Origin of the sequence: Marivirga tractuosa (assembly GCF_042140215.1) — a bacterium.
GTDB lineage: Bacteria > Bacteroidota > Bacteroidia > Cytophagales > Cyclobacteriaceae > Marivirga > Marivirga tractuosa_A.
On sequence record NZ_CP159478.1, the window covers coordinates 3,009,938 to 3,034,576 of the forward strand.

The following is a 24,639-nucleotide window of genomic DNA, read 5'->3' on the forward strand; positions in this document are numbered from 1 at the left end:
TGGATAGATTCCTTTCTTCAAAGGAATGACGCACGGAATTTAATTAGTAGGTTACGATATATTTTATGATTCGGTCTAAGATCAGTGCGTCATTCCTGCGAAGGCAGGAATCTTTTCTTATTGAAACGAAGTTTCAATACTACAAATCCAGCCCATCCAAATAAGACTTTATGATATCCCCCAATTCAGCAAAATCCTCTTCAAAGCTTTCTTTGCTCCTCAATTTTCCTTTTACGCTTACATAGAACTTAATTTTGGGCTCTGTGCCAGAAGGTCTGGCGGAAATCTTACTTCCATCCTCCAGGAAGAATTGCAATACATTAGAAGAATCAAAATTTAACTTTGTTTTAACTCCGCTTTCCATATTTAAAATAGTAGATTTCTGATAATCTCTTACCTCCACTACTTTAGTTCCTGCTAATTTTTTTGGTGGATCTTCACGGAAGCGAGTCATCATGGATTTTATCTCTTCACTACCAGATTTCCCTTTTTTAGTAATAGATACCAAATCCTCACGATAGAAACCAAATTTCATATACATCTCAATAAGATAATCGTAAAGTGTTTTACCTTGAGATTTTACATAAGCCGTCATTTCTGCTATCATTGCAACGGAAGCTATTGCATCTTTATCGCGTACATAATCACCAATCATATAACCATAGCTTTCTTCACCCCCGCCAATAAAGGTCTTCTTGCCTTCAAGATCTCGGATAACCGCTGCGATGTTTTTAAAACCCGTTAAAGTATCAAAACTTTCAACCTGATAAGCATCAGCTATATTTTTAAAAAGCTCAGTGGTAACAATAGTTTTTACGATATATTGATTGCCATCTAGCTTTCCAAGCTCACCCCATCTACTCAATAAATAATAGATCAATAATGAACCTGTTTGATTTCCATTCAGAAGTTCGAATTCATTTTTAGCATTTTTGATCGCAATCCCCACTCTGTCAGCATCCGGGTCAGTGGCCATAACGATGTCTGCATTTACTTCTTTTCCTTTAGCCAAAGCCATAGACATTGCTTCCTTTTCCTCAGGATTAGGATAAACTACAGTAGGAAAATTGCCATTTGGCTCAGCTTGTTCTTCAACAATATGTACATTCTTGAAACCATACATTTCAAGAGCTTTAGGTACTAAGGTGATACCTGTTCCGTGGATAGAGGAAAAAACAATATTAATGGATTTATCAGCTTCTGTTGCATTAGGAAAAAGCGAAATTTTCTTCACCTCTTCCAAATAGGCTTCATCAATATCCTCGCCAATGGTTTCAATCAATGCTTCTTTACCTTCAAATTGCACATCATCAATTGATGTAATGGACTGCACTTCATTCATCACATTCAAATCATGTGGGGCAACCATTTGAGCCCCATCAGTCCAGTAAGCTTTATAACCATTATATTCCTTAGGATTATGAGAAGCCGTCAAAACTACTCCGCTTTTGCATCCCAGGTGACGAATTGCAAATGATAATTCAGGAGTTGGTCTGAGACTATCGAAGAAGAATACTTTAATATTATTAGCAGTAAAAACATCTGCTACAACTTTAGCAAACTCTTCTGCATTGTTTCGACAATCGTGAGCTATAGCTACAGAAACTCCCTGTTCTTTAAAGGTTTTGTTCAAATAATTACTCAAGCCTTGAGTAGCCATACCTAAAGTATATTTATTCATTCGATTACTGCCAACTCCCATTATTCCACGTAAGCCACCAGTACCGAATTCTAAATCTCTATAAAAAGATTCTTCAAATTCCTCTTTATTGTTTTCCTGAAGGTCTTTGATTTGTTTTTTAGTGGCATCATCTACCAATTTACTATCTAACCATTGTTGGGCTTTTTCCTGACTTGTCATATTGGTTCTATATTTTTAATGATTTAAGATCTAATTTTCAAAAGCTTAATACTTGAAAACATGGTTTTCTCTTGTTTTACAAGGCTTAAATTACAGAATAATCAATTAGCAAAAAATAAATACTGTTTGAAAAGTGCCTAAAAAGAAAAAACCATAGAAAATGATTCCTATGGTTTTTAAAATTTTCAATTGGTTTTCTTTAGCGCAAGCGTCCGCTTGTGCTTTATTAATTATTATAATTACTATAATAAGTATGCTGGCGCACGCGTATCGCGTGTGCTATTTATAAATCACAAATTACCTCTCAGCTCTTGCTCTCTCTCAATCGCCTCAAACAAAGCTTTGAAGTTTCCTTTTCCGAAAGATTTAGCACCTTTTCTCTGAATTATTTCATAGAAAACGGTTGGTCTATCCTGAACAGGCTTAGTGAAAATTTGAAGTAAATAGCCTTCATCATCTCTATCCACCAAAATATTATTCTCTTTTATAGGCTCAATATCTTCATCTATTTCACCTACCCTTTCAAACAAATCATCATAATAAACCTCGGGGACACGCAAAAACTCTACTCCTCTTCTACGCATTTCGGATACAGTATCTACTATATCATCCGTGGCAATAGCGATATGCTGAACACCTGCACCTTTATAAAAATCAATATATTCTTCAATTTGAGATTTCTTTTTCCCTTCTGCTGGTTCGTTAATTGGGAATTTAATGAAACCATTCCCATTAGAAACTACTTTAGACATTAAGGCAGTATAATCCGTAGAAATATCCTTATCATCAAAAGTAATTAACAAGTTAAAGCCCATCACATCTCTATAGAAATCAACCCATTTGTTCATTTCACCCCATCCAACATTACCTACACAATGGTTCACATACTTCAAGCCTATTGGACTAGCGGGTAACTCACTTGTTTTTTCTACGAATCCTGGCAAAAACACGCCATTGTAGTTATGTCTATTCACGAAAGTATGAAGCGTATCTCCATATGTGTGAATTGATGCTACTGTTACTTCACCATGCTCATCTTTAATGGTTTTAGGTGAAGTATGTGATTTCGCTCCTCTTTTGGTAGTTTCATTGTAAGACAATTCAGCATCATCTACCCAAAGGGCTAAAACTTTTACGCCATCTCCGTGAAGATTTACATGTTGTGCTACCTCAGTGTCAGGTGCTAAAGAAGAGGTCAAAACCAAGCGGATTTTTCCCTGCTGCAACATATAAGAACACCTATCCTTAATTCCCGTTTCTGGTCCTGCATAGGCTTTCAACTCAAATCCAAAAGCTGTTTGGTAATACATAGCCGATTGCTTTGCATTCCCCACATAAAATTCGATGTAATCGGTGCCATTAATAGGCAAAAAATCCTGTTCCATAGTAGTTTAAATCGATTGCATTATTATTTCTTACTCAAAATTATGTTTTTTAGGCGGTATTTGAAATAAATCTCAAACTATTCCTAAATAGTTTTCCGTTTACTTGGAAGTTATTGGCAATCTAAAGAATTTTACGTTCAGAAAATAACAGCATTTAAGCATGATAGATATTAAAAGTTTAGACAAGGATTTGACAGCATTAGTAAAAGCAAAAATTGCTTTGAGCAAACTTACTTACGCTGACCAAGACTATGACAAAATTGAAGAAGAGCTTCACGATATGGAAGACGACTTTCAGGAAAATTATGGAGAGTATTTAGAAGAAGCATTAGCAGAGGTTCACGATGAATTCTGCCCAGATAATGATGTTTTACTTCCAATTGCCTATTTAGCTGATGAGTATATCGTTAAAGAAGATACAATTGACGTAGCTCCAGGACAAGGTGTTTTAGTTGAAGCAGATGATTTTGCAAGTTCAAAGGTAACCTTGGCTTTGGCTCCGCAGCCAACTAGAATTGTTCTTCAAGCTGGAAACGACCACAAAGAAGTGGTTTGGAGAGCTGAATAATTAAGTTTTTTGAATTTTAATACTCAAGGCACACGCGACACGCATGCGCCAACCAACTATTTTTATTAAAATAAAACGATCTTAAGAAATCCTTTTCTAATGCAGAGAAGGATTTTTCTTTTTACTAAAAGCAGATAGAAAGCTAGTGCACGCGTTTCGCGTGTGTCTTGTGTCCTTCATAAGCTTAAAGCTTTTCAATCTCAAATTAAAATCCTTCTCTAACCTATTTATCATTAGACCAAATGAAGTATTGCAAACGGTCATTTAAGCAATTCATCATTTTCTTTTATTAATTATTTCCATTTACCAATCATCCCTCTATATTTGCAGCGTTTCAAAAAATAAATAAAACTTATGAGCAATATTATCTGGATTGTCCCGATTCTCGGGATTGTGGGACTGATTGTTATGGCTATTAAATCCGCTTGGGTTTCGAAACAAGATGCCGGAGATGAAAGGATGACAGAATTAGCCGGCTACATAGCCAAAGGCGCTATGGCTTTTTTAAGAGCTGAATGGAAAGTGATGTTCTACTTTGTGGTAATTGCTGGTATTTTGCTAGCTTATTCAGGAACATTGGTTGAAACTTCCTCTCCTGTTATAGCAATTTCATTTATCATAGGAGCAGTATTTTCTGCATTTGCGGGTTATGTAGGAATGAATATCGCTACCAAAGCGAATGTTAGAACCACCCAAGCTGCAAAAACAAGCTTAGCTAAAGCCTTAAAAGTATCTTTCTCAGGAGGAACTGTAATGGGATTAGGTGTTGCAGGTCTTGCTGTTTTTGGAATGGGTATATTGTTTATCTTCTTATATAACATGTATGTAATCCAAACTGGTGGTGATGTAAACGGCTTGGAAATGGAAAAAGCACTAGAAGTATTGGCTGGTTTCTCTTTAGGAGCTGAGTCCATTGCCCTATTTGCTCGTGTTGGAGGTGGTATTTATACAAAAGCTGCTGATGTTGGAGCTGATTTAGTTGGAAAAGTAGAAGCAGGAATTCCTGAAGACGACCCAAGAAACCCTGCTACCATTGCAGATAATGTTGGTGATAACGTAGGTGATGTTGCAGGTATGGGTGCCGATTTATTTGGTTCTTATGTGGCTACTATTTTAGCTTCAATGGTTTTAGGAAGAGAAATTATCTCTGAAGATCAATTTGGCGGAATTGCCCCTATCCTTCTTCCAATGATAATTGCAGGTTTAGGATTAGTATTTTCTATAATAGGAACTTTGTTCGTGAAAGTTAAAAACGAAACGGACAGCGTTCAAAAAGCCCTTAATTGGGGAAACTGGTCTTCCATCATTTTGACTGTAGTAGCTTCATTCTTCTTAGTAGAATATATGCTTCCTGAAACTATGATCATTAGAGATTACTCTTTTACAAGTATGGATGTTTTCTGGGCTATTTTCACAGGTTTGATTGTAGGAGCCTTGATGAGTATCATTACAGAATATTATACTGCTATGGGCAGAAAGCCTGTTTTATCAATCGTTAAACAATCTAGCACAGGTGCTGCTACCAACATTATTGGCGGATTAGCAGTGGGTATGCAATCAACTGTTTTACCGATTTTAGTTTTGGCAACAGGCATTGTAGTTTCTTATTCTTTTGCTGGTCTTTATGGTGTGGCAATTGCTGCAGCAGGTATGATGGCCACAACTGCTATGCAATTAGCCATCGATGCATTCGGGCCAATTGCTGATAACGCTGGTGGTATAGCTGAAATGAGTGGTTTACCAGAAGAAGTAAGAGACAGAACAGATAATTTGGATGCTGTAGGAAATACAACTGCTGCAACGGGTAAAGGATTTGCCATCGCTTCTGCTGCCTTAACTGCATTAGCACTTTTTGCTGCTTTCGTTGGTATTTCTGGTATTGATTCAATCGATATCTATAAAGCACCAGTATTAGCTGCCCTATTTGTGGGTGGCATGATTCCATTTATCTTCTCTTCTTTAGCTATTGCAGCAGTGGGTAGAGCTGCCATGGACATGGTTCAGGAAGTAAGAAGACAATTCAAAGAAATGCCGGGTATTATGGAAGGTACCACTAAGCCTGAATATGAAAAATGCGTTGACATTTCTACCAAAGCTTCTATTCGTGAAATGATTTTGCCAGGAGCTATTGCTTTAATCACTCCATTACTGGTAGGATTTGGACTGAAAGGTGTTTTTGCTGATACTTCATCAGCCGAAATTCTTGGTGGTTTATTAGCTGGGGTTACCGTATCAGGTGTTTTGATGGGTATTTTCCAAAACAATGCTGGTGGTGCTTGGGATAACGCTAAGAAATCATTTGAAAAAGGTGTAGAAATCAACGGAAAGATGGAGTATAAAGGTTCTGAAGCTCATAAAGCGTCAGTTACTGGTGATACTGTAGGTGATCCTTTCAAAGATACTTCAGGTCCTTCAATGAATATTTTGATTAAATTAATGTCGATTGTGGCATTAGTAATCGCTCCTCATATTTCTGTTAAAGATCATAGCACTGCAGAAGTGCAGAAAGAATCTAAAGAAATAGTAGTTGAAAAAAGCGAAGTGATTCAAGCTGAGAAATAATTTCAATTTCAAATAAATTAATAATTTAAGGTTAGTCAGGTTTCTGGCTAACCTTTTTTACTTTTAATAAGTCTCAAAAATATTCTCCCACCAATTCCCAAAGCTTTTATTGTATTTACAGCAAATCATTTATATTTTGCTGTTACTTTTATAAGCATTACAACACTAATCCTAATGGCTGAAAAAAATTCTCAAGAAAATAGACCAAAAAAGAAGTTCTCGATTAAGAAATATATTCGTATAGATTTTAAAACCCTTCAAGGTAGAATTACCATCGGTTTTCTTTTGATGGGAGCATTTGCCATCATAATGTTAATTAACAGTAATTACTCATGGAATAATCAAGTAAACAAGAGTAAGGAATTAATTGCACTTAATAAAAATAGTAGTAGGCTAGCTGCTGAAGTTCAACAATTGGTAGACTTAACCACTATTTTATCTTTCAGATACATTAGCACAGAGGATGAGTTCTTTAAAAATGATATTGAGAACCGCTGGTTTAATGATATTTATCCTAAAGTGGATGAATTAGATAGTTTAGTTAGAGAATTTGGTAATGAAGAAGTAATTACATTCACAGAGGAACTAAATGCACATTTACCTAATATTAAAAGCAAACAAGGTGAAGCTATTTCAGATCTCAGTTATGAAAAGTTAAATAATGAGGAAGTTATTGATGATATTATGCATTTAACCTTTCTCATCAATAATATTAAAGATGAATTAGCAAATGCCGAGCAAGAATCCCTTCAAAGCATTAAAGAGGCTGAAAGTAATATCCCACTAATGCTTACCATAGAATTTATAATTGCTTTTATTATCAGTACAATAATTGCGCTCTATATCATACGAACTGTTTTACTGAGAATTAAATATTTGAAAGTAAATATTCGTGAATTAGCGCACGGTAATCTACCAGAGGAAATGAAAGAGTCAGAGGATGAATTGAACTCTATCATCAAAGCCTTAAATGAATTAACTACAAACCTTAAAGGGATCACAAGATTTGCTGATGAAGTCGGGAAAGGTGATTTCAGCAGTAATATTACTGTTTTTGATAATCAAGGGCATTTAGGTCAATCTCTTGCTGAAATGCGCAATAAACTTCAAAATGTAGCGGAGCAAGATAAAAGAAGAGTTTGGTTTAATGAAGGTATAGCCCAATTTGGAGATATTCTTCGTAAAAATGATGATAATATTGAGGATTTATCGGCTAAGCTTATCTCTGAGCTAGTTGAATATACAGACTCTATTCAAGGCTCTCTTTTCATTGTAAATAAAGAAGATGAAAAGAATGTAAAAATAGTGTTAAAAGGAGCTTATGCTTATCACAGACAGAAATTCCTAGAAAAGGAAATTGCTCCTGGACAAGGACTTGTCGGGCAATGTTATTTAGAAAAGGAATATATCTATTTATCTGAAATTCCAGAGAATTATGTTTCCATCCGTTCTGGTTTAGGACAGGCGAACCCAACCCACATTTTAATAAGTCCAATGAAATTGAACGAGGAAATATTCGGTATTATTGAACTGGCCTCATTCCACCCTTATGAAGATTACCATACTGAATTCATAGAGAAAGTTGGAGAAAGCATTGCTTCCACCATTCAAGGATTGCAAGTTTCTTTAGAGACCAAGAAACTCCTTGAAGAATCTCAAATGAGAGCCGAACAATTGCAGGCTCAAGAAGAAGAAATGCGTCAAAATGCAGAAGAATTAGAAGCTACGCAAGAAGAAATGGAAAGACAAAGCCGTGAAATGGGTGCTTTCAATCAAGCAGTTAGCATTTCAACCATGGTAGCTGAATTTGATAAAAATGGTAAAATCCTAGAGATCAACAGCCAATTAGAACTTCAAACTGGATGGGATAGTGAATACTTAATTGGTTTAGACAGAAAAAAACTATTCCTAGATGAGGAGGATAAAGATTGGAATCAAACATGGACTGAAATCACAGATAATATGTCGATGAGTAAATCAGCTAAATTGATTAATAAACAAGGGCAAGATATACCCGTGGTTGCGCATTGCATGCCTGTATCTGATGAACATGGAAATGCAGTAAAAATTGCTTGTATATTTATTAGGAAAGAAAAATTTTAAGAACATAATAAATTTAGCGCTGTTATAGAATTCTTAAAGCTTCCGACTTGAAAGAATTTGCACACCTTATAACATCAATAGATCAAAGCAATAAAACCAATGATAAGGTCAATGCTTTAAAAAGCTATTTTCATTTAGCCAATGACCAAGATAAAATCTGGACGTTGGCACTATTCACCCATCGGAAACCTAAAAGAACTGTTAATACAAGTTTGCTCAAAGAATGGGTAACTGAATGGACCCAAATACCAGAATGGCTTTTTGAGGAATCTTATCACGTAGTGGGTGATTTAGCGGAAACCATTGCACTTTTGTTAACTTCCAATGGTGTAGAGAACAAAGAAGTTGATAATCCTCTCTCCTACTATATAGAAACTTTAATTAGCCTTAGAGAAAAAAGTATTGAAGAGAAAAAACAGCAGCTTCAAATCATTTATGAAGAATTAGACTCACAAGAAAGATTCGTATTCACTAAAATCATGACTAGTGGATGGCGAGTAGGTGTTTCACAAAACCTGATCACCAAGGCTTTGAGCGAAGCATTTGAAATTGATAAAGCAATTATTGCCCATCGATTAATGGGTGATTGGAGCCCTGAAAACTATACATTCCAAGAACTTATATTAGAAGAAAGCCAAAATGATTTAGCTTCTCGCCCCTATCCTTTTTATTTAGCCCATCCAATAAAAACAGAGGATATCCAGAAAGATTTAAACCCAATTGAATGGCAAGCAGAATGGAAATGGGATGGAATCCGAGGACAAATTATTAAAAGAAATGATGAGGTTTTCATCTGGAGCCGAGGTGAAGAATTAGTAACTGAAAAATTCCCTGAGCTTGCAGAAATGGCTGAAAAACTACCCAATGGAACAGTCTTAGATGGAGAAATCACCGCTTATGAAAATGGTGAACCCCTTTCCTTTGGAGTGTTACAAACCAGAATTGGAAGAAAAAACATTACCAAAAACTTATTAAAAAAAGCTCCAGTAGTATTTATTTGCTATGATTTAATTGAAAACCAAGGGAAAGATATAAGGACTGAAGCCTTATCATTTAGAAACCATCTTTTAAAGGAGCTTTTATCAGAAATTAATAATCCAATTCTTTTAGCTTCTGAAAGCATTGAGTTTTCTGATTGGAAAAAATTAATTGAAATTCGTAAAAAATCCAGAAGCCTAAAAACAGAAGGCTTAATGCTTAAGAAAAAGGATTCCGTTTATGAAGCTGGGAGGAAAAGAGGAAGTTGGTGGAAATGGAAAATTGCACCCCTCACCATTGATGGCGTCATGATTTATGCCCAAAAAGGCCACGGAAGAAGAGCTGATTTATATTCTGATTATACGCTGGCAGTTTGGAATGAAGAGGAACTGATACCATTTGCCAAGGCTTATTCCGGTTTAACCGATGCAGAAATGAAAAAAGTGGATGCCTTTGTGAAGAAAAATACCAAAGAGAAATTTGGTCCCGTAAGAACCGTTAAGCCTGAACTAGTTTTTGAAATAGCATTTGAAGGCATTCAAGCTTCTAATAGGCACAAATCTGGCATAGCACTTCGATTTCCACGTATAAAAAGATGGAGACAAGATAAACCTATCTCTGAAGCCAATAAATTAAGTGACCTGCAAGAACTCTTAGAAAAATATGGATAAGCGTATAAAAGCAGGTGTCAATTGGTTTGAAAAAAGGGATTGGAAACCATTTCCCTTTCAAATTGAAACTTGGGAGAATTTCCTACAAGGCCATTCTGGCTTACTTAATGCGCCAACAGGTAGCGGAAAAACTTATGCACTTTGGATTGGCTATTTGATTTCCAAACTCAATCAAAAACCAGAAAAGGGATTAAAGTTCTTATGGATATTACCCTTAAGAGCATTGTCAAAAGATATTCAATCCGCCATGCAGGAGGCTGCTCATGATTTTGGCTTCGATTGGAAAATTGAAATCAGAACGGGAGATACATCCACAAAAGACCGTCAAAGACAAAAGAGAACACCTCCAGATTGCCTAATTACCACTCCCGAAAGTTTACACTTGATGTTAAGCCAGAAAAACTCAACGGATTATTTCAAAAATCTGGAAGCCGTGGTGGTAGATGAATGGCATGAACTTTTAGGTAGTAAAAGAGGAATTCAAGTAGAATTAGTACTTTCTTCTTTTAAAGAATTAAGTGAAAACCAATTGAAAATATGGGGCATTTCAGCTACGATTGGGAATTTGCCAGAAGCTCAAAAAGTATTACTGGGTTCAGATGAAAGGGACGGAAAATTCATCAGTGCCAATCTGGATAAAGAAATCAAAATTGAATCTATTTTACCTGATGAAGTGGAAAAATATCCCTGGGCTGGGCATTTAGGAATTAAGCTAATAGATAAAGTTCTACCTATCATTCACGCCAATAAAACCACATTAATCTTTACGAATACCCGTTCTCAAACAGAAATATGGTATCAGCAATTATTGAATAAAGACCCTGAATTAGCCGGAGCCATTGCCATGCATCATGGTTCCTTGAATAATCAAATTAGGACTTGGGTTGAGGAAGCACTTCATAGCGGACAAATTAAAGTAGTCGTTTGTACTTCCAGTTTAGATTTAGGAGTGGATTTTCGTCCTGTTGATACTATTATTCAAGTTGGCGGTTCCAAAGGAGTGGCTCGATTTGCGCAAAGAGCCGGAAGAAGTGGCCACCGACCTGGGGAAATAAGCAAGATTTATTTCTTGCCTACACATTCATTAGAATTAATAGAAGGAGCTGCTTTAAGAACTGCAATTCAGGAAAAGGATTTTGAAGCCAGAATCCCAATTCAAATGGCTTTAGATGTGTTGTTACAATTTATGGTAACCTTGGCCGTGGGTGATGGATTTGAGCCAGATAAACTCTATAATCAAATAAAGAACACATTTTGCTATCAAAAATTAACTAAAAAGGAATGGGACTGGCTTTTAAGCTTTTTGAAAACTGGTGGTGAAAGTCTATCAGCATATGATGAATACCACAAAACCATTGCAGAAGATGGAAAAGTAAAAGTCTTCAACAAAAGAATGGCTATGCGGCACCGCTTATCCATTGGCACAATCGTGGGTGATCAGGTATTGAATGTAAAATATGTAAAAGGAGGACATCTTGGAACCATCGAAGAATATTTCATTAGCAAATTAAAGCCTGGTGATGTGTTTTGGTTTTCAGGTAAAGCTTTAGAATATGTCAGGTTAAAAGACATGACCGTTCAGGTTAAGAAAAGTAACAGAAAAACTGGTCAGATTCCACAATGGATGGGTGGAAGAATGCCTCTCTCCTCTCAATTATCTTTTCACATTAGGCAAAAGCTTGAGAAGCTGAGAAAGAATGTATTAGATGAAATTGAACTTCTTAAAATCCAGCCTTTAATTGAAAGACAAATGCAACTTTCAATAGTACCTAAAGCTGATGAATTATTAATAGAATCAGTTATTTCAAAAGAAGGTTTCCATATTTTCATATTCCCTTTTGAAGGTCGATTCATTCATGAAGTACTTGCAGGCTTAATTGCTTATAGGATTAGCGTTTCCCAACCTATCACATTCTCCATTGCCATGAATGACTATGGCTTTGAACTCTTAACAGATGATGTTTTCGATTTTGAAGAAATATTATCACTAGATTTATTCTCTCTAAAAAATTTAAAAGATGATATCTTATTGGGAATTAACGAAACCGAAATGGCGAAACGAAAATTTAGAGACATAGCTTCCATTTCTGGCTTGATTTTTAGAGGATTTCCTGGAAAAAACATAAAAGAAAAACATATTCAAGCTTCTTCATCTATTTTATTTGATGTATTCTCTGAATATGAACCACAAAATTTATTGTTAAAGCAAGCGCATAGAGAAGTAATTCAACAACAATTGGAAGAAGAAAGGTTATTAAAATCATTAAGGAAAATTAACAATCAAAAAATTATTTATAATAAAACCAGTAAACCCACTCCTTTTGCATTTCCTATCATGGTAGATAGGTTAAGAGAAAAGTTTTCTACAGAAACAATAGAAGAAAGAGTGGCAAAAATGCAGTTACAATTAGAAAGTTTATAATTTTAATTTTACATTTGACATTAAACCATTTTATAAAAGATGAAAAAAATAAGTTTATTAGTACTATTTATCGGTATTAGTTTTGGTGTACTAGCGCAGTCAGAGGTTACAGGGAAATGGAAAACCATTGATGACGAAACAGGCAAAGAAAAGAGTATAGTAGATATTTATGAAAAAGATGGAAAGATTTATGGTAAAATCACCAAACTTTTCAGAGGGCCAGATGAGGAGCAAGATCCAATTTGTGATGTTTGCCCAGGAGACAGAAAAGACAAAAAAATCATAGGTATGGAAATCATCCGTGGAATGGAATGGGATGATAGCGATGATAGGTATGAAGATGGTGAAATCATGGATCCAAAAGATGGTGAAACTTATGATTGTGTGATCTGGAGAGAAGGTGAGGAATTGAAAGTAAGAGGTTATGTTGCCTTTTTCTACAGAACTCAAACTTGGGAAAAAGTAAATTGATCAATTGGAAATCCAATTAGCAGGAGAAAAATTACTGCTTTCAGAAGATAAAATCATTTATTGGTCAAAACAGCAAACGGCATTTATTGCTGATTTCCATTTAGGAAAAACTACGCATTTCAGGAAATCTGGTATTGCTGTCCCTATGGCTATTATAACAGCAGAAATTGACCGGATTGAAAATATCATATCAAAATTTCGCCCGAAAAGAATTTTCTTTTTGGGCGATTTATTTCATAGTGACCTGAATCATGAATGGAATATCTTCAATGAATTCTTAGAACAACATCCAACAATTGAATTCATTCTTATTAAAGGAAATCATGATATCTTAAATGATGCGGTTTATAAACTTAGCCATCTTAAAATTGAAGAGGAACCATTTAACCTAACGCCTTTTGTTTTAAGTCATCATCCATTGGATAAAAAAGAACTAAAGCAAGAAGACTTAAATATTTGCGGGCATATCCATCCTGGTATCAGCATAAAAGGAAAAGGAAGATCCTATTTAAAACTTCCCTGCTTTTATCTGGAAGGTAATCAATTGGTCTTACCTGCATTTGGAAGATTTACAGGATTGGCAAAAATAAAACCTAGTAAAGCAAGTAGTATTTTTGCTGTTTTGAATGAATCTGTAAAAAAAGTTGGTTGAAGAAATTGCTTCATTCATAAACTACTTATTGCTTTGTAAGAAATCAAAGCCTTTTACATTCGAATATTTATAATTTTTTGCGTATTATTATAATAATTTTCAAGTCAGGGGTTACCAAATCACTCTGAGTAGTATTAACAAATGAAATTAACAGACAGTCAAATTATACAACGCATCAAACTGGGTGATGAATCTGCTCTAGATTACCTCTATGAGCAAAACTACAAGATGATGTTGCGAATGATTTTGAGGAATAACGGCACAGAGCAAGAGGCTTTGGATGTTTTTCAAGATGCTTTGATAGTTTTTTGGCAAAAAGCTATGGATGTTAATTTCGAACTGACCTCAAAAATCAGCACTTACCTTTATAGTGTTTGTAAAAACTTATGGAGAAAAGAACTGGATCGTAAAAAGAAATTTGAGGACAGTGATAAAGAAGAAAGTGAATATAACCAATTAGAAAATCAAGAGATGGTGAAAATCATCCATGATTGCATAAATGAATTGGGAGATTCATGTAAGCAAATATTAAGTTACCATTATTTTGATGGGCTATCAATGGATCAGATAGCTAAAAAAATGGGACTTGCTAATAGCGATACAGCTAAAACAAAAAGATATAAATGTAAAAAAAGGCTGGATGATCTAATTCGTTCAAGATACAAAGCCAGCGATTTTTTAGACCAATAATTATGAGTGAAACCAATTATTTTCGCTTAATAGAAGCATATTTTGAGGGGAACATCTCCCCTGCTGATAAAGCTATGCTTGATGCTAAAATCAACTCAGATCCATTAGTGAAAGCTGAATTCGATTTACAACAAAACATTGTTACTGGAATTTCTAATGCCAGAAAACTAGAACTAAAATCAAGATTAGCCTCAATTGACCTCCCTACGCATACAGGATTTTTAACTGGTAGTGCTGTGAAATGGCTAGCAGGTACAGTTGCAGGTGTAACCATATTTGGAAGTGTTTTATATTGGTCATTAATTTCATTTGATAATAATATCAAACCTGTAGACATTAGCTTAAATGATGAAATAGTATTTAACCATCCATCTTTAATTAGTTTCCCTGAATTAGCTGAAAAAGAAATGGTTGTCAAAGTGGAAAAGGATTTAAATACAAATTCTGCAAAAACCATAAAAGAAGAGAATACGAAACTTGAAGTAGCTGAAAATGAAACTGATGCAACTGCTAAAGTTCAGCCTCAAGCTTTGATGTCATATGAAGATGATATACTCTTCACCAATCAAAACAATGATGAAGAGTTAGAGAATCTAGAAAGTCGTGAAGTAGCTCATAATAGAGCTGATAAAACAGAAATAGAATTCTTAGATGCTATAGAAGATAAGGGTAACTTCCATTATCGTTACTTTAACTCAAAGTTATATCTTTATGGTGATTTTGATGAAATGCCTTATCAAATTATAGAATTGAATGATAAAGGCAAAAAGCAATTATTCTTAAGCCATAATGATGAAGTATATAGCATAAAAGATAATACGACAGAAGTAACCGAATTAAGAAAAATTCAAAACGAAATGCTGAAAATGGAAATTCAGCTTATAGTGGAAGAATAAATTCAATCCTAAGGATAAAAATACTAAAAAGCTTTTCATGAAAATGGAAAGCTTTTTTTGGTTTTTTACCAATTTAATAAGCTAAGCATAAATAAATTCTTATTTTTGAACTTTCAAATATGAGCAAAGAGAAAAAATATAGAAAGAAGAAGAAATTAGGGCACTATCCCTTCATTAGTGTTATTTTAAGTATGACATTAGCCCTTTTTATTTTGGGTTTATTTGCTCTCCTAATTACTACAACTACTTCCCTTACAAAAGTTATTCAACAAAATGTTGAAATGCAGGTTTATCTGCAATCAAATCTCTCTGAACCTCAGCAACTAAGGGTCAGTAAATCTTTAGCTTCAAGGGAATATGTTCTCAATGAAGAAAATATAGAACCCATTCGATTCATTTCTAAAAAAGAAGCTGCAGAAAAATTCATAGAAGAAACTGGAGAGGATTTTATGCAATTTTTAGGAGACAATCCATTAAAGGATGCTTATATCGTGAAAATTTCTCCAGAATATCATTCCTCTGAAAAAATGGCAGCGGTACAAAAAGACATTGAAAATATAAATGGTGTTTTTGAAGTAATTTATACCGATAATATGGTTCAAAGTATAAATGAAAATATTACCAAAATAAGTATCGTTCTTTTAAGTATATCCATTCTGTTATTTATAGTGATTGGAATTCTTATCAATAATACTATCAAATTAGCTCTATTTTCTCAAAGATTTTTGATTAGAAGCATGCAATTGGTAGGTGCTACTAAAGCATTTATCAGAAAGCCATTTATTTATCGTTCGATATTACACGGGATTATTTCTGCATTTATTGCAGGAGGATTGCTATTTGGATTATTGACTTACGGAAGTCAAAAACTTGAAGGATTAGCTGAATTACAAAATCAAGAAATGCTATTGATTATTTTAGGTGGTTTATTAATCACAGGTATTTTTATTGCAAGTTTTAGTACATATAGAGCCATGCAAAAATATATGGCAATGTCTTTAGATGAGTTATATTAAATTAAACCATTTATTAAAAGTTGTAAAAAGTATCTGATAATCTTTATTATTTTGTTTAAATATATTTTTGGTACCATATAAATACTTTTATGTCAGAAAAAAAGAAATTAGCATTCGGGAAAAGCAATTATATTTTGATGATTGCAGGAATACTAACACTGATCATAGGTTTCATTATCATGACCCTAGATAAAGAGCAATACGGCTTTGGGTTTTTAGGATTAACACTTGGACCTATTATCGTCTTCATAGGCTTCATGATTGAAATATTTGCTATCCTAAAGAAGCCTAAGCAGTAAAAATGGGATTATTAGAAGCTATTATCCTAGGTATAATCCAGGGTTTATCTGAATTTTTACCAGTTAGCAGTAGTGGACACCTTGAAATTGGTGCAGTTCTATTAAATGCTCATACTTCCGAAAGTTTATTATTTTCAGTATTGGTTCATGCCGCTACTGCCCTATCTACCATAATAGTTTTTAGAAAAGACATAGCTAATATCTTCAAAGGAATATTCACATTCAAATGGAATGAATCCTACGATTTTGCTGCGAAAATTGCCCTGTCAATGATCCCTATTGCAATAATCGGTGTTTTCTTTGAAGAGCAAGTAGAAAGCTTTTTTACGGGTAATTTATTATTGGTGGGATGTATGTTACTGGTAACGGCTATCTTACTAGCCTTTACTCAAACTGTTAAAGACAAACAAGGAGGGCCTGTTAAATATTGGCAAGCCATCATAATTGGCTTAGCTCAATCTATTGCTATTCTACCAGGTATTTCACGTTCAGGTGCTACTATTGCTACTGCTTTGCTGATAGGAGTGAATAAAGAAAAAGCAGCCAGATTTTCGTTTTTAATGGTCTTAATCCCAATTTTAGGTGCATCCTTTCTTAAAGTATTAGATTATATTGAAGCACCTGCAGCAGCAAATCAAACAGGTGGATTTGTGTTATTTATGGGCTTTCTAATGGCTTTTATTGCTGGTTTATTCGCTTGTAAAGCCATGATCAAAATTGTAAAAGAAGGAAAATTGATCTATTTCGCAATCTATTGCGCTATTATAGGAAGTATAGCCATTATAAGTCAATTAATATGAGTGAAATTATTAATGATTACAATGAGGGAAAGGTTCTGTTGATTGATAAGCCACTTAATTGGACTTCCTTTGATGTGGTGAAAAAACTAAAATTTGCTCTAAAAGTAAAAAAAATCGGACATGCGGGTACTTTGGATCCGCTGGCAACAGGATTGCTTATTCTGTGTACCGGTAAAATGACCAAATCAATTGAAAAATATCAGGCCCAAGAAAAAGAATATACCGGAGAATTCACCTTAGGCTATACCACCCCTTCTTACGATTTAGAAACCGAACCTGAGTTTCAAAGTAAAACTAACCATCTAAAGCTAGAAGACGTAAATAAAGCAACACAGCATTTTGTTGGAGAAATAGAACAAACTCCCCCTATTTTTTCAGCTGTTAAAACCGGAGGGAAAAGAGCCTATTCTTTGGCAAGAGAAGGAAAAGAAGTTAAATTAAAATCAAGAGTTGTAACTATCAGTGAATTTGAAATTACTGATTTTGATGAGAATCGCGTTTCTTTTAGAGTTCGTTGCTCTAAAGGAACTTATATTCGAAGTTTAGCTCATGATTATGGAGAAAAATTAGGTGTAGGTGCCTATTTATCAGCATTAAAAAGAACAAAAATCGGTGATTTTTCCGTTGATGATGCTGAAAACTTAAATGAATTTGTGAAAAATAATAAAGTCAACACAAATGATCGTCCATGACGGATTTGAAAATTTAGAAGGCATCAAAAATGCAGTGGTAACAATCGGTACTTTCGATGGTATCCATCTTGGGCATCAAGAAATAATCAGCCGTATAATAGAATTAGCCAAATCAGTAGATGGTGAAACTGCCCTAGTTACTTTCTGGCCACATCCACGGTATGTTTTGAGTTCAAATCATGAGGATATGAAACTGCTCACCACTTTTGATGAGAAAGCAGAAATTCTTGCTCAACTTGGTTTAGACCATATTGTTAGAATTAACTTTACAAAAGAATTTTCTCAATGGACTTCAGAACAGTTTATTCAAAGAATTATCATTTCTGCTCTTCATACCAAAAGATTAGTGATTGGATATGATCATAGATTCGGGAAAGACAGAGAAGGAGGATTTGAGCATTTAAAAAAACATTCTGATAGATACGGTTTTCAAGTGGAAGAAATATCCAAACAAACCATTGATGATGTAGGTATTAGTTCTACAAAAATAAGAAATGCAGTTGATGCAGGAAAAGTAGAGTTAGCCCATGATTTTTTAGGCAGGTTTTATGAAATCAATGGTGAAGTAGTGAGTGGCGATAAAATAGGTAAAACGCTAGGTTTTGCTACTGCTAATATTAAAATAGAAGAGTCTTACAAATTAGTACCTGCTGATGGTGCTTATGCCGTTATAGCCGAGATAAAAAGTAAGCAATATAAAGCAATGCTCAATATTGGCTACAGACCAACAGTTGATGGTAAGTCAAAGAAAATTGAAGCCAATTTATTTGATTTTAGTGATGAGATTTATGGAGAAAAAATCAAAATCAGCTTTATCAAAAGATTGAGGGACGAGATAAAATTTGATTCAAAAGATGAATTGAGCAATCAATTACAGAAGGATAAAGAAAAAGCAATGCAAATCCTTAATCAACATCATTGAAACAATTAAATTAGTTAACTTAGAGTTAGATTATATGTAATCAGCTTGGTATTAAACATAAAAATATGATTAATAAAGTAGTTAAAAATGCAAATGAAGCAGTAAAAGACGTACCAGATAATGCCGTCTTAATGTTAGGAGGCTTTGGATTATGTGGTATTCCGGAAAACAGTATCCAGGGACTTTTAGATACTAAAGTGAAAGGGCTTACTTGTATCTCTAATAATGCTGGGGTAGATGATTTCGGGATAGGCTTATTGCTAAAAACTCATCAAGTAAAAAAAATGATTTCCTCCTATGTAGGTGAAAATGCTGAGTTTGAAAGACAGCTATTGTCAGGAGAACTGGATGTTGAGCTTATTCCTCAAGGAACTTTAGCAGAACGCGTTAGAGCTGGTGGAGCTGGAATTCCTGCATTTTATACGCCAGCAGGATTTGGAACTGAAGTGGCTGAAGGGAAAGAAACCCGCGAATTTGACGGCAAAATGTATTTGTTAGAAAAAGGCTTAGTTGCAGATTTTGCTTTGGTGAAAGCCTGGAAAGGTGACACAGCAGGAAACTTGATTTTTAAAGGTACTGCAAGGAATTTTAATCCAATGATGGCAGCCGCAGGTAAAATCACAATTGCTGAAGTTGAGGAGTTAGTTCCTGCAGGAGAACTTAACCCAAATGAGATTCATACCCCGGGAATCTACGTTCAGCGTATTTTTGAAGGTAAGAATTACGAAAAAAGAATTGAACAAAGAACTGTAAGATCTTAAGATATGGCACTAGATAAAATAGGAATAGCAAAAAGAATAGCTCAGGAGGTTCAGGATGGAATGTATATCAATCTAGGAATTGGCATCCCTACCCTAGTGGCCAATTATATTCCTGATGCATTGGATGTTGTATTACAATCTGAAAATGGTCTTCTAGGTATTGGCCAATTCCCTACCGAAGATGAAGTAGATGCCGACTTAATAAATGCTGGAAAGCAAACCATCACTATGAGAGATGGCTCTGTTTTATTTGACTCATCTGAAAGTTTTGCCATGATTAGAGGTGGACATGTAGACTTAACCATTTTGGGTGCGATGGAAGTTTCTGAAAATGGTGATATTTCAAACTGGAAAATTCCAGGCAAAATGGTGAAAGGAATGGGTGGAGCAATGGATTTAGTGGCCTCAGCCAAAAATATTATTGTAGCCATGCAACACACTAGTAGAAGCGGTGAATCAAAGCTTTTAAAAGAATGTAGCTTGCCTATTACAGGATTGCAATGTGTCAGAAAAATTGTGACAAATTTAGCTGTATTAGAAGTACAAGATGGTGGTGGATTTAAGTTGCTGGAAAGAGCACCTGGAGTTTCAGTAGATGAAATTAAAGAGGCAACTGCAGGAAAATTGATAGTAGAAGGTGACGTAGCAGAAATGAAAATTGATTAATGATGAACAGATTTAATTTATTAAATATAATATTAGTATGTGGGGTATTGGTATTCAATTCATGTAAGGATAAAAATGACAATTTTGTATTACCATCCATTGAAGAAGATGTTGAATTAGGAGCTCAAGTAGCAGAAGAAATTGAAAATGACCCTGATCAATTCCCTATTTTAGATGAAGCTGAATATTCAGAAGCTTATACTTATTTAAACAAGCTTCTTGATTACATTTTAACATCTGGAGAAGTACAGTATAAAGATGAGTTTGTCTGGGATATTCATATTATAGAAAATGATTCTGTATTAAATGCATTTGCTACGCCTGGTGGTTATTTATATGTCTATACAGGTTTAATTAAATATTTAGATCAGGAAGATGATTTAATGGGTGTTTTGGGTCATGAAGTTGCTCATTCTGATTTAAGGCATACTACTAGAAATATCCAAAGGCAATACGGCATAAATGTTATTTTACAATTAATAACGGGAGAAAATCCAAGTCAACTTGAACAGATTGCAGGTCAAATTGCGGGTACTGCAGCAGGTTTAAGTTTCTCAAGAGCTTTTGAAGAAGAAGCAGATGAAAGGTCAGTAGAATATTTGGCTAATACTCCTTATGCATGTAATGGTGCATATTCTTTCTTTCAAAAGTTGTTAGATGAAGGTCAAACAGGAGGCACACCTGAGTTTTTAAGCACGCATCCTGACCCTGAAGATAGAGTGGAAGATATAAATGTAAAAGCAGATGAAATAGATTGTGATACCACTCCCCTAGCACCTGCATCATATGAGGATTTCAAAAACATGTTACCTCAATAATTAAAGTTTTATAAATAACAGATTGAAATAGTAATAATGAAAAAATCGAACATTAATTTCGAAATAGACTTAGATAAAGATAATGTCCCTGAAAAAATTCATTGGAGCGCTACTGATGCCGGTGAGGAATTAACGGAAACAAAAAGTATTAGCATTTCACTTTGGGATCATGTACAGAAAAATTCCATGAGAATTGATTTATGGACCAATGACATGCCTGTAGATGAAATGAAAAGGTTTTATATAGATTGTCTTGGTGGAATGGCACAAAGTGTCTTAAATTCAACAGGAGATGAATTTATGGCAGAAGAAATGAATATGCTCTGTGAGAAACTCGTGAAACATCTTGAAAAAGAGATGAGAGAACAAAAATAATAGCAAGGTGGCCTACTAGGTCACCTTTTTTACTTCAAAACATGTCCTGCCAAAATCTTTTGTACTTCATAAACATCGACTGACTTATTGAATTCTGTTTCAACAATCGGATATTGCTGACCATTAATCCAAACCTTTAAAGTTGCTTTTGAATCAAATGATTTTTTGGAATCCACACCAAAGCTAGCTATTTGAGAATAAGGTAAAGAGGTATATTCAATGCCACTGTCTTCTCCTTTCCTCACTTCAATATAAATTAAGCGCTTATTTGTAAAAATAAAGGTATCTTCTTTAATTTTGAAGCCTACTTCAATTTCTTCAGAATTCAAAAGTATCCTGTTGTAGTCCTCTGCTAATTTAACGGATTCGATAACTCCCGAATTCGAAGTAAAAGCTGAAAAAAGTCCCATATTATTATATTTAAATAGATTCAATATTTAATACGAGGAAATCAATAAAGGGTATGACTTATGTAGAATTATCTCTCTCCAGCAATTTGATTTTTATAATCCATTAACAGAAAAAAGCCAAAACTGAGTCTCCTGACCTTCATTAAAATTATCATCGGATACAAATAATAAACTTTTTCTCCCATCAGGAAAATCTGGACCGAAGGTCATGCCTTCAATATTATCTATTTTTTGACTGTAATCAGAAAAATCTATTATTTGCTTTTTTGAAACAGGAGAATATTTCTGATTGGCCAATGAACCAATATGCTTGATATCAGTAGCATTAATAATTTCTATTTCAAATATTTTAATAAAATTCCCGACTCCAGTAGTATAGGATCTTTCCATTATCCAAAGTTTATTCTGCTCTATAAATAATATTTCAGGCACTGAATTTATGTAAAAAGCATCTTCAGGATCAGGTTTTTGGTTTAAAGGACTGATATTATAAGCATATTGATTGAGAACAACATCATTTTTGATGTCATGACGTACTAACCGAACAGGATACTTTCCTTCTTCAAAACCCGGAACCTCACCATCTTCTTTCAGAGGTAATTCATTAGCATACCAAATAATGGTATCATTCTCAAAGCTGACACTTTCAAAACCTCCATTTACTCTTAACCCCTTATTATCATTAAAATTGAAAATATCAGGAACATTTACCTCAGAAAGAAATTCACCATTTCTATTTATTTCCCAGATAAAAGGATCGATCCATGATTTAGTTCTGCCACCTTCGCTAGTATAAACAAAGGAGTTGCTTGAAGGTCTATATCTTATGGATTCAGGGTCAAGTTCATTTTCTTCAAATACTTCACCTTCTTTATTTTTTAAAAAGATGGTTTCTTTAAATTCATATTGATTTATTCCCGAAGTATCAAAATCAATTTCTACTTCATACATCCTAGCGGATGAATACTCAGATCGATCATCAGAAATAATTATATAACGACTGTCACCTAAAAAATCAATAGAAGAAAAACCTCCTATGTAAGTGCTGTCAATCATCTTATCATTTTCAACTACAATTTTATCAATAAATTGAATTGAAACCTTAGAATTTATTTGTTTGCTATCAGTTGTTGTGCAAGAAAAGTTTAAAATCAAAAATGACATTAAACCATAAAATAAGTACTTTAACATAAAATTAAATAGAACTTAAAAAATATTTGAACAAAATTAATATAAAATAAATGCTTTAAGCCTTTTTAAAGACACTTTTTAAATAGTATTCAATATTTTAATAGATAGAATTATTAAAATTAAAATAGGAAAGCCATAGTTATTGAAAATAAAAGAATTAGCTTTGTAAAAATTAAAATTATTATAATGAATAAAGGAACAGTAAAATTCTTTAATGATTCAAAAGGATTTGGATTTATTATTGACGAAAGCACACAACAAGATTATTTCGTACATGTATCAGGTCTAATTGATGACATTAGAGAAAATGATGAAGTTGTTTATGAACTTCAAGACGGAAAAAAAGGTTTAAATGCAGTGAATGTGAAATTAGCTTAATTGATAAATATACATTTTTAGATCATTTAATTGAATCAAGGTTTCTCAAATTTGAGAAACCTTTTTTTTTGCCCAATAATTATTAATTTGAATTTCAACTAAACATAGATCTATTCTTTAAGTTTAAAGAAGTAAATCAAAAGTATTTTTATGAATTGGAATGACGTAATCAAATTTGCAAATAATGGGAGCCCTCAGCCTCCAAAAAGAGTAGAAAAAACCGATAAAGAGTGGAAATCTTTATTGACACCAGAGGAGTATCAGGTAACTAGAAAAAAAGGAACTGAAAGAGCTTTTTCTGGAGAATATTGTGAAGCTCATGAAGCAGGACAGTATGCCTGCAGATGTTGTGGCATAACGCTGTTTGATTCTACACTTAAATTCGATTCAAGCTCAGGTTGGCCAAGCTTTACTGAACCCTTTGAAAATAATGTGATAAATTATGAAAAGGATGAAACTTTTGGAATGGTGAGAGTTGAAGTTTTATGCAATATTTGTGATGCTCATCTCGGACACGTTTTCCCAGACGGCCCTGAACCCACAGGTTTAAGATATTGTATTAATTCAGCATCTATCAAACTAGTGAAATAACACCTTAAAATTAGGCTGCTAATCCTCTCTATTACGTATTAATAATAAAACATAAAGATGAATTATATAAAACAACTTTTTACTTACGTTTTACTATTTACCTCATTTCTTTTTCTTGTTTCATGCACTTTAGAAAAGAAAATTATTGGCACTTGGCAAATAGAATCTTATTCAGAAGAATCTGGGGATGGCAGTAACGCAAATGCAAAAAACATTGGGACAATCCATCTTGATAAAAAAGGAACAGGTTCAAATGATTTATCTTATAGAATTTTAGGTAATGAGAGAATTGAAAATTCTGATTTTACTTACAACATAAGCGATGAAAACATTACCATTAAAACCGATGGAGAAAGTGAATTAGCAAAATCCTAGATTATAATTGAAGGTAAAAGAAACTATCAAAAGTGGAAATCCACTGATGGAAAAGGAAATGTTCAAACCTTAATTTTGAAAAAAGA

25 protein-coding genes are annotated in these 24,639 nt (G+C 34.0%); 21 read left to right on the plus strand and 4 right to left on the minus strand.

Annotated features, from left to right (window positions below; translation table 11 throughout):
- Positions 1 to 139: 139 nt before the first annotated feature.
- Positions 140 to 1,861 (minus strand): phospho-sugar mutase, encoded by a 1,722-nt coding sequence (locus tag ABWH96_RS13665; RefSeq protein WP_375578082.1) that lies wholly within the window; start codon positions 1,859 to 1,861, stop codon positions 140 to 142.
- 290 nt (positions 1,862 to 2,151) lie between these two features.
- Entirely contained in the window at positions 2,152 to 3,246 is a 1,095-nt protein-coding gene (hppD, locus tag ABWH96_RS13670) for a 4-hydroxyphenylpyruvate dioxygenase (protein WP_375578083.1), read from the minus strand.
- A gap of 160 nt (positions 3,247 to 3,406) precedes the next feature.
- Between hppD and ABWH96_RS13675 the strand changes: the two genes are divergently transcribed.
- The 18 genes from ABWH96_RS13675 (at position 3,407) to gldC (ending at position 21,608) form a co-directional block, all read left to right on the plus strand.
- Positions 3,407 to 3,814: a hypothetical protein gene (locus ABWH96_RS13675; protein WP_375578084.1), complete on the plus strand. Its 408-nt coding sequence runs from the start codon at positions 3,407 to 3,409 to the stop codon at positions 3,812 to 3,814.
- Between the two features lie 354 nt (positions 3,815 to 4,168).
- Positions 4,169 to 6,376 (plus strand): sodium-translocating pyrophosphatase, encoded by a 2,208-nt coding sequence (locus tag ABWH96_RS13680; protein WP_375578085.1) that lies wholly within the window; start codon positions 4,169 to 4,171, stop codon positions 6,374 to 6,376.
- 174 nt (positions 6,377 to 6,550) lie between these two features.
- The gene (locus ABWH96_RS13685) at positions 6,551 to 8,479 is read left to right on the plus strand and encodes a GAF domain-containing protein (RefSeq protein ID WP_375578086.1); all 1,929 of its coding nucleotides are present in this window, start codon (positions 6,551 to 6,553) and stop codon (positions 8,477 to 8,479) included.
- Between the two features lie 47 nt (positions 8,480 to 8,526).
- The gene (locus ABWH96_RS13690; RefSeq protein WP_375578087.1) at positions 8,527 to 10,128 is read left to right on the plus strand and encodes an ATP-dependent DNA ligase; all 1,602 of its coding nucleotides are present in this window, start codon (positions 8,527 to 8,529) and stop codon (positions 10,126 to 10,128) included.
- Positions 10,121 to 12,550, plus strand: coding sequence for a ligase-associated DNA damage response DEXH box helicase (locus tag ABWH96_RS13695; RefSeq protein ID WP_375578088.1), 2,430 nt, complete (start codon positions 10,121 to 10,123; stop codon positions 12,548 to 12,550). Before ABWH96_RS13690 ends, ABWH96_RS13695 begins: the two co-directional genes overlap by 8 nt.
- 39 nt (positions 12,551 to 12,589) lie before the next feature.
- Entirely contained in the window at positions 12,590 to 13,021 is a 432-nt protein-coding gene (locus ABWH96_RS13700) for a DUF2147 domain-containing protein (protein WP_375578089.1), read from the plus strand.
- Between the two features lie 4 nt (positions 13,022 to 13,025).
- Complete coding sequence (gene pdeM / locus ABWH96_RS13705; RefSeq protein ID WP_375578090.1) at positions 13,026 to 13,673, plus strand: ligase-associated DNA damage response endonuclease PdeM; 648 nt, start codon at positions 13,026 to 13,028, stop codon at positions 13,671 to 13,673.
- Positions 13,674 to 13,814: 141 nt separating this feature from the next.
- Positions 13,815 to 14,363, plus strand: coding sequence for an RNA polymerase sigma factor (locus ABWH96_RS13710; protein WP_375578091.1), 549 nt, complete (start codon positions 13,815 to 13,817; stop codon positions 14,361 to 14,363).
- 2 nt (positions 14,364 to 14,365) lie between these two features.
- The gene (locus ABWH96_RS13715; RefSeq protein ID WP_375578092.1) at positions 14,366 to 15,259 is read left to right on the plus strand and encodes a hypothetical protein; all 894 of its coding nucleotides are present in this window, start codon (positions 14,366 to 14,368) and stop codon (positions 15,257 to 15,259) included.
- 119 nt (positions 15,260 to 15,378) lie between these two features.
- Complete coding sequence (locus tag ABWH96_RS13720; protein WP_375578093.1) at positions 15,379 to 16,275, plus strand: cell division protein FtsX; 897 nt, start codon at positions 15,379 to 15,381, stop codon at positions 16,273 to 16,275.
- Between the two features lie 89 nt (positions 16,276 to 16,364).
- Entirely contained in the window at positions 16,365 to 16,574 is a 210-nt protein-coding gene (locus ABWH96_RS13725; RefSeq protein ID WP_375578094.1) for a DUF3098 domain-containing protein, read from the plus strand.
- A 2-nt stretch (positions 16,575 to 16,576) separates the two neighbouring features.
- Positions 16,577 to 17,374 carry an undecaprenyl-diphosphate phosphatase gene (locus tag ABWH96_RS13730; protein ID WP_375578095.1) on the plus strand — a complete coding sequence of 266 codons (798 nt, stop codon included), beginning with the start codon at positions 16,577 to 16,579 and terminating at the stop codon, positions 17,372 to 17,374.
- Positions 17,371 to 18,066: a tRNA pseudouridine(55) synthase TruB gene (gene truB / locus ABWH96_RS13735; RefSeq protein ID WP_375578096.1), complete on the plus strand. Its 696-nt coding sequence runs from the start codon at positions 17,371 to 17,373 to the stop codon at positions 18,064 to 18,066. The genes ABWH96_RS13730 and truB overlap by 4 nt, the downstream gene beginning before the upstream one ends.
- Entirely contained in the window at positions 18,053 to 18,988 is a 936-nt protein-coding gene (locus tag ABWH96_RS13740; RefSeq protein ID WP_375578097.1) for a bifunctional riboflavin kinase/FAD synthetase, read from the plus strand. Before truB ends, ABWH96_RS13740 begins: the two co-directional genes overlap by 14 nt.
- 65 nt (positions 18,989 to 19,053) lie before the next feature.
- Positions 19,054 to 19,749, plus strand: coding sequence for a CoA transferase subunit A (locus tag ABWH96_RS13745; RefSeq protein WP_375578098.1), 696 nt, complete (start codon positions 19,054 to 19,056; stop codon positions 19,747 to 19,749).
- Positions 19,750 to 19,752: 3 nt separating this feature from the next.
- A complete protein-coding gene (locus tag ABWH96_RS13750) occupies positions 19,753 to 20,415 on the plus strand; it encodes a 3-oxoacid CoA-transferase subunit B (protein WP_375578099.1) in 663 nt (220 codons plus the stop codon).
- Positions 20,415 to 21,233 carry a M48 family metalloprotease gene (locus ABWH96_RS13755; RefSeq protein WP_375578100.1) on the plus strand — a complete coding sequence of 273 codons (819 nt, stop codon included), beginning with the start codon at positions 20,415 to 20,417 and terminating at the stop codon, positions 21,231 to 21,233. The genes ABWH96_RS13750 and ABWH96_RS13755 overlap by 1 nt, the downstream gene beginning before the upstream one ends.
- A gap of 36 nt (positions 21,234 to 21,269) precedes the next feature.
- Positions 21,270 to 21,608 carry a gliding motility protein GldC gene (gene gldC, locus ABWH96_RS13760; RefSeq protein ID WP_375578101.1) on the plus strand — a complete coding sequence of 113 codons (339 nt, stop codon included), beginning with the start codon at positions 21,270 to 21,272 and terminating at the stop codon, positions 21,606 to 21,608.
- 29 nt (positions 21,609 to 21,637) lie between these two features.
- Here gldC and ABWH96_RS13765 read toward each other — a convergent pair whose 3' ends face one another.
- Together ABWH96_RS13765 and ABWH96_RS13770 are read right to left on the minus strand one after the other, a co-directional pair.
- A complete protein-coding gene (locus tag ABWH96_RS13765; protein ID WP_375578102.1) occupies positions 21,638 to 22,018 on the minus strand; it encodes a PH domain-containing protein in 381 nt (126 codons plus the stop codon).
- 93 nt (positions 22,019 to 22,111) lie between these two features.
- Positions 22,112 to 23,209: an esterase-like activity of phytase family protein gene (locus ABWH96_RS13770; protein WP_375578103.1), complete on the minus strand. Its 1,098-nt coding sequence runs from the start codon at positions 23,207 to 23,209 to the stop codon at positions 22,112 to 22,114.
- A 186-nt stretch (positions 23,210 to 23,395) separates the two neighbouring features.
- Here ABWH96_RS13770 and ABWH96_RS13775 point away from each other — a divergent pair, with 186 nt between their 5' ends.
- The 3 genes from ABWH96_RS13775 (at position 23,396) to ABWH96_RS13785 (ending at position 24,553) form a co-directional block, all read left to right on the plus strand.
- A complete protein-coding gene (locus ABWH96_RS13775; protein WP_013452942.1) occupies positions 23,396 to 23,587 on the plus strand; it encodes a cold-shock protein in 192 nt (63 codons plus the stop codon).
- A gap of 150 nt (positions 23,588 to 23,737) precedes the next feature.
- Positions 23,738 to 24,178, plus strand: coding sequence for a peptide-methionine (R)-S-oxide reductase MsrB (gene msrB / locus ABWH96_RS13780; RefSeq protein ID WP_375578104.1), 441 nt, complete (start codon positions 23,738 to 23,740; stop codon positions 24,176 to 24,178).
- 57 nt (positions 24,179 to 24,235) lie between these two features.
- Positions 24,236 to 24,553, plus strand: coding sequence for a lipocalin family protein (locus ABWH96_RS13785; RefSeq protein ID WP_375578105.1), 318 nt, complete (start codon positions 24,236 to 24,238; stop codon positions 24,551 to 24,553).
- Positions 24,554 to 24,639: the final 86 nt, after the last annotated feature.

What these genes read in the sequence shown, in the direction of transcription:
- ABWH96_RS13665 (WP_375578082.1), bottom strand. Translation starts at nt 1,861, where the DNA reads ATGACAAGTCAGGAAAAAGCCCAACAATGGTTAGATAGTAAATTGGTA.
- hppD (WP_375578083.1), bottom strand. Translation starts at nt 3,246, where the DNA reads ATGGAACAGGATTTTTTGCCTATTAATGGCACCGATTACATCGAATTT.
- ABWH96_RS13675 (WP_375578084.1), top strand. Translation starts at nt 3,407, where the DNA reads ATGATAGATATTAAAAGTTTAGACAAGGATTTGACAGCATTAGTAAAA.
- ABWH96_RS13680 (WP_375578085.1), top strand. Translation starts at nt 4,169, where the DNA reads ATGAGCAATATTATCTGGATTGTCCCGATTCTCGGGATTGTGGGACTG.
- ABWH96_RS13685 (WP_375578086.1), top strand. Translation starts at nt 6,551, where the DNA reads ATGGCTGAAAAAAATTCTCAAGAAAATAGACCAAAAAAGAAGTTCTCG.
- ABWH96_RS13695 (WP_375578088.1), top strand. Translation starts at nt 10,121, where the DNA reads ATGGATAAGCGTATAAAAGCAGGTGTCAATTGGTTTGAAAAAAGGGAT.
- ABWH96_RS13700 (WP_375578089.1), top strand. Translation starts at nt 12,590, where the DNA reads ATGAAAAAAATAAGTTTATTAGTACTATTTATCGGTATTAGTTTTGGT.
- ABWH96_RS13710 (WP_375578091.1), top strand. Translation starts at nt 13,815, where the DNA reads ATGAAATTAACAGACAGTCAAATTATACAACGCATCAAACTGGGTGAT.
- ABWH96_RS13715 (WP_375578092.1), top strand. Translation starts at nt 14,366, where the DNA reads ATGAGTGAAACCAATTATTTTCGCTTAATAGAAGCATATTTTGAGGGG.
- ABWH96_RS13720 (WP_375578093.1), top strand. Translation starts at nt 15,379, where the DNA reads ATGAGCAAAGAGAAAAAATATAGAAAGAAGAAGAAATTAGGGCACTAT.
- ABWH96_RS13725 (WP_375578094.1), top strand. Translation starts at nt 16,365, where the DNA reads ATGTCAGAAAAAAAGAAATTAGCATTCGGGAAAAGCAATTATATTTTG.
- ABWH96_RS13730 (WP_375578095.1), top strand. Translation starts at nt 16,577, where the DNA reads ATGGGATTATTAGAAGCTATTATCCTAGGTATAATCCAGGGTTTATCT.
- truB (WP_375578096.1), top strand. Translation starts at nt 17,371, where the DNA reads ATGAGTGAAATTATTAATGATTACAATGAGGGAAAGGTTCTGTTGATT.
- ABWH96_RS13740 (WP_375578097.1), top strand. Translation starts at nt 18,053, where the DNA reads ATGATCGTCCATGACGGATTTGAAAATTTAGAAGGCATCAAAAATGCA.
- ABWH96_RS13745 (WP_375578098.1), top strand. Translation starts at nt 19,054, where the DNA reads ATGATTAATAAAGTAGTTAAAAATGCAAATGAAGCAGTAAAAGACGTA.
- ABWH96_RS13750 (WP_375578099.1), top strand. Translation starts at nt 19,753, where the DNA reads ATGGCACTAGATAAAATAGGAATAGCAAAAAGAATAGCTCAGGAGGTT.
- ABWH96_RS13755 (WP_375578100.1), top strand. Translation starts at nt 20,415, where the DNA reads ATGATGAACAGATTTAATTTATTAAATATAATATTAGTATGTGGGGTA.
- gldC (WP_375578101.1), top strand. Translation starts at nt 21,270, where the DNA reads ATGAAAAAATCGAACATTAATTTCGAAATAGACTTAGATAAAGATAAT.
- ABWH96_RS13765 (WP_375578102.1), bottom strand. Translation starts at nt 22,018, where the DNA reads ATGGGACTTTTTTCAGCTTTTACTTCGAATTCGGGAGTTATCGAATCC.
- ABWH96_RS13770 (WP_375578103.1), bottom strand. Translation starts at nt 23,209, where the DNA reads ATGTTAAAGTACTTATTTTATGGTTTAATGTCATTTTTGATTTTAAAC.
- ABWH96_RS13775 (WP_013452942.1), top strand. Translation starts at nt 23,396, where the DNA reads ATGAATAAAGGAACAGTAAAATTCTTTAATGATTCAAAAGGATTTGGA.
- msrB (WP_375578104.1), top strand. Translation starts at nt 23,738, where the DNA reads ATGAATTGGAATGACGTAATCAAATTTGCAAATAATGGGAGCCCTCAG.
- ABWH96_RS13785 (WP_375578105.1), top strand. Translation starts at nt 24,236, where the DNA reads ATGAATTATATAAAACAACTTTTTACTTACGTTTTACTATTTACCTCA.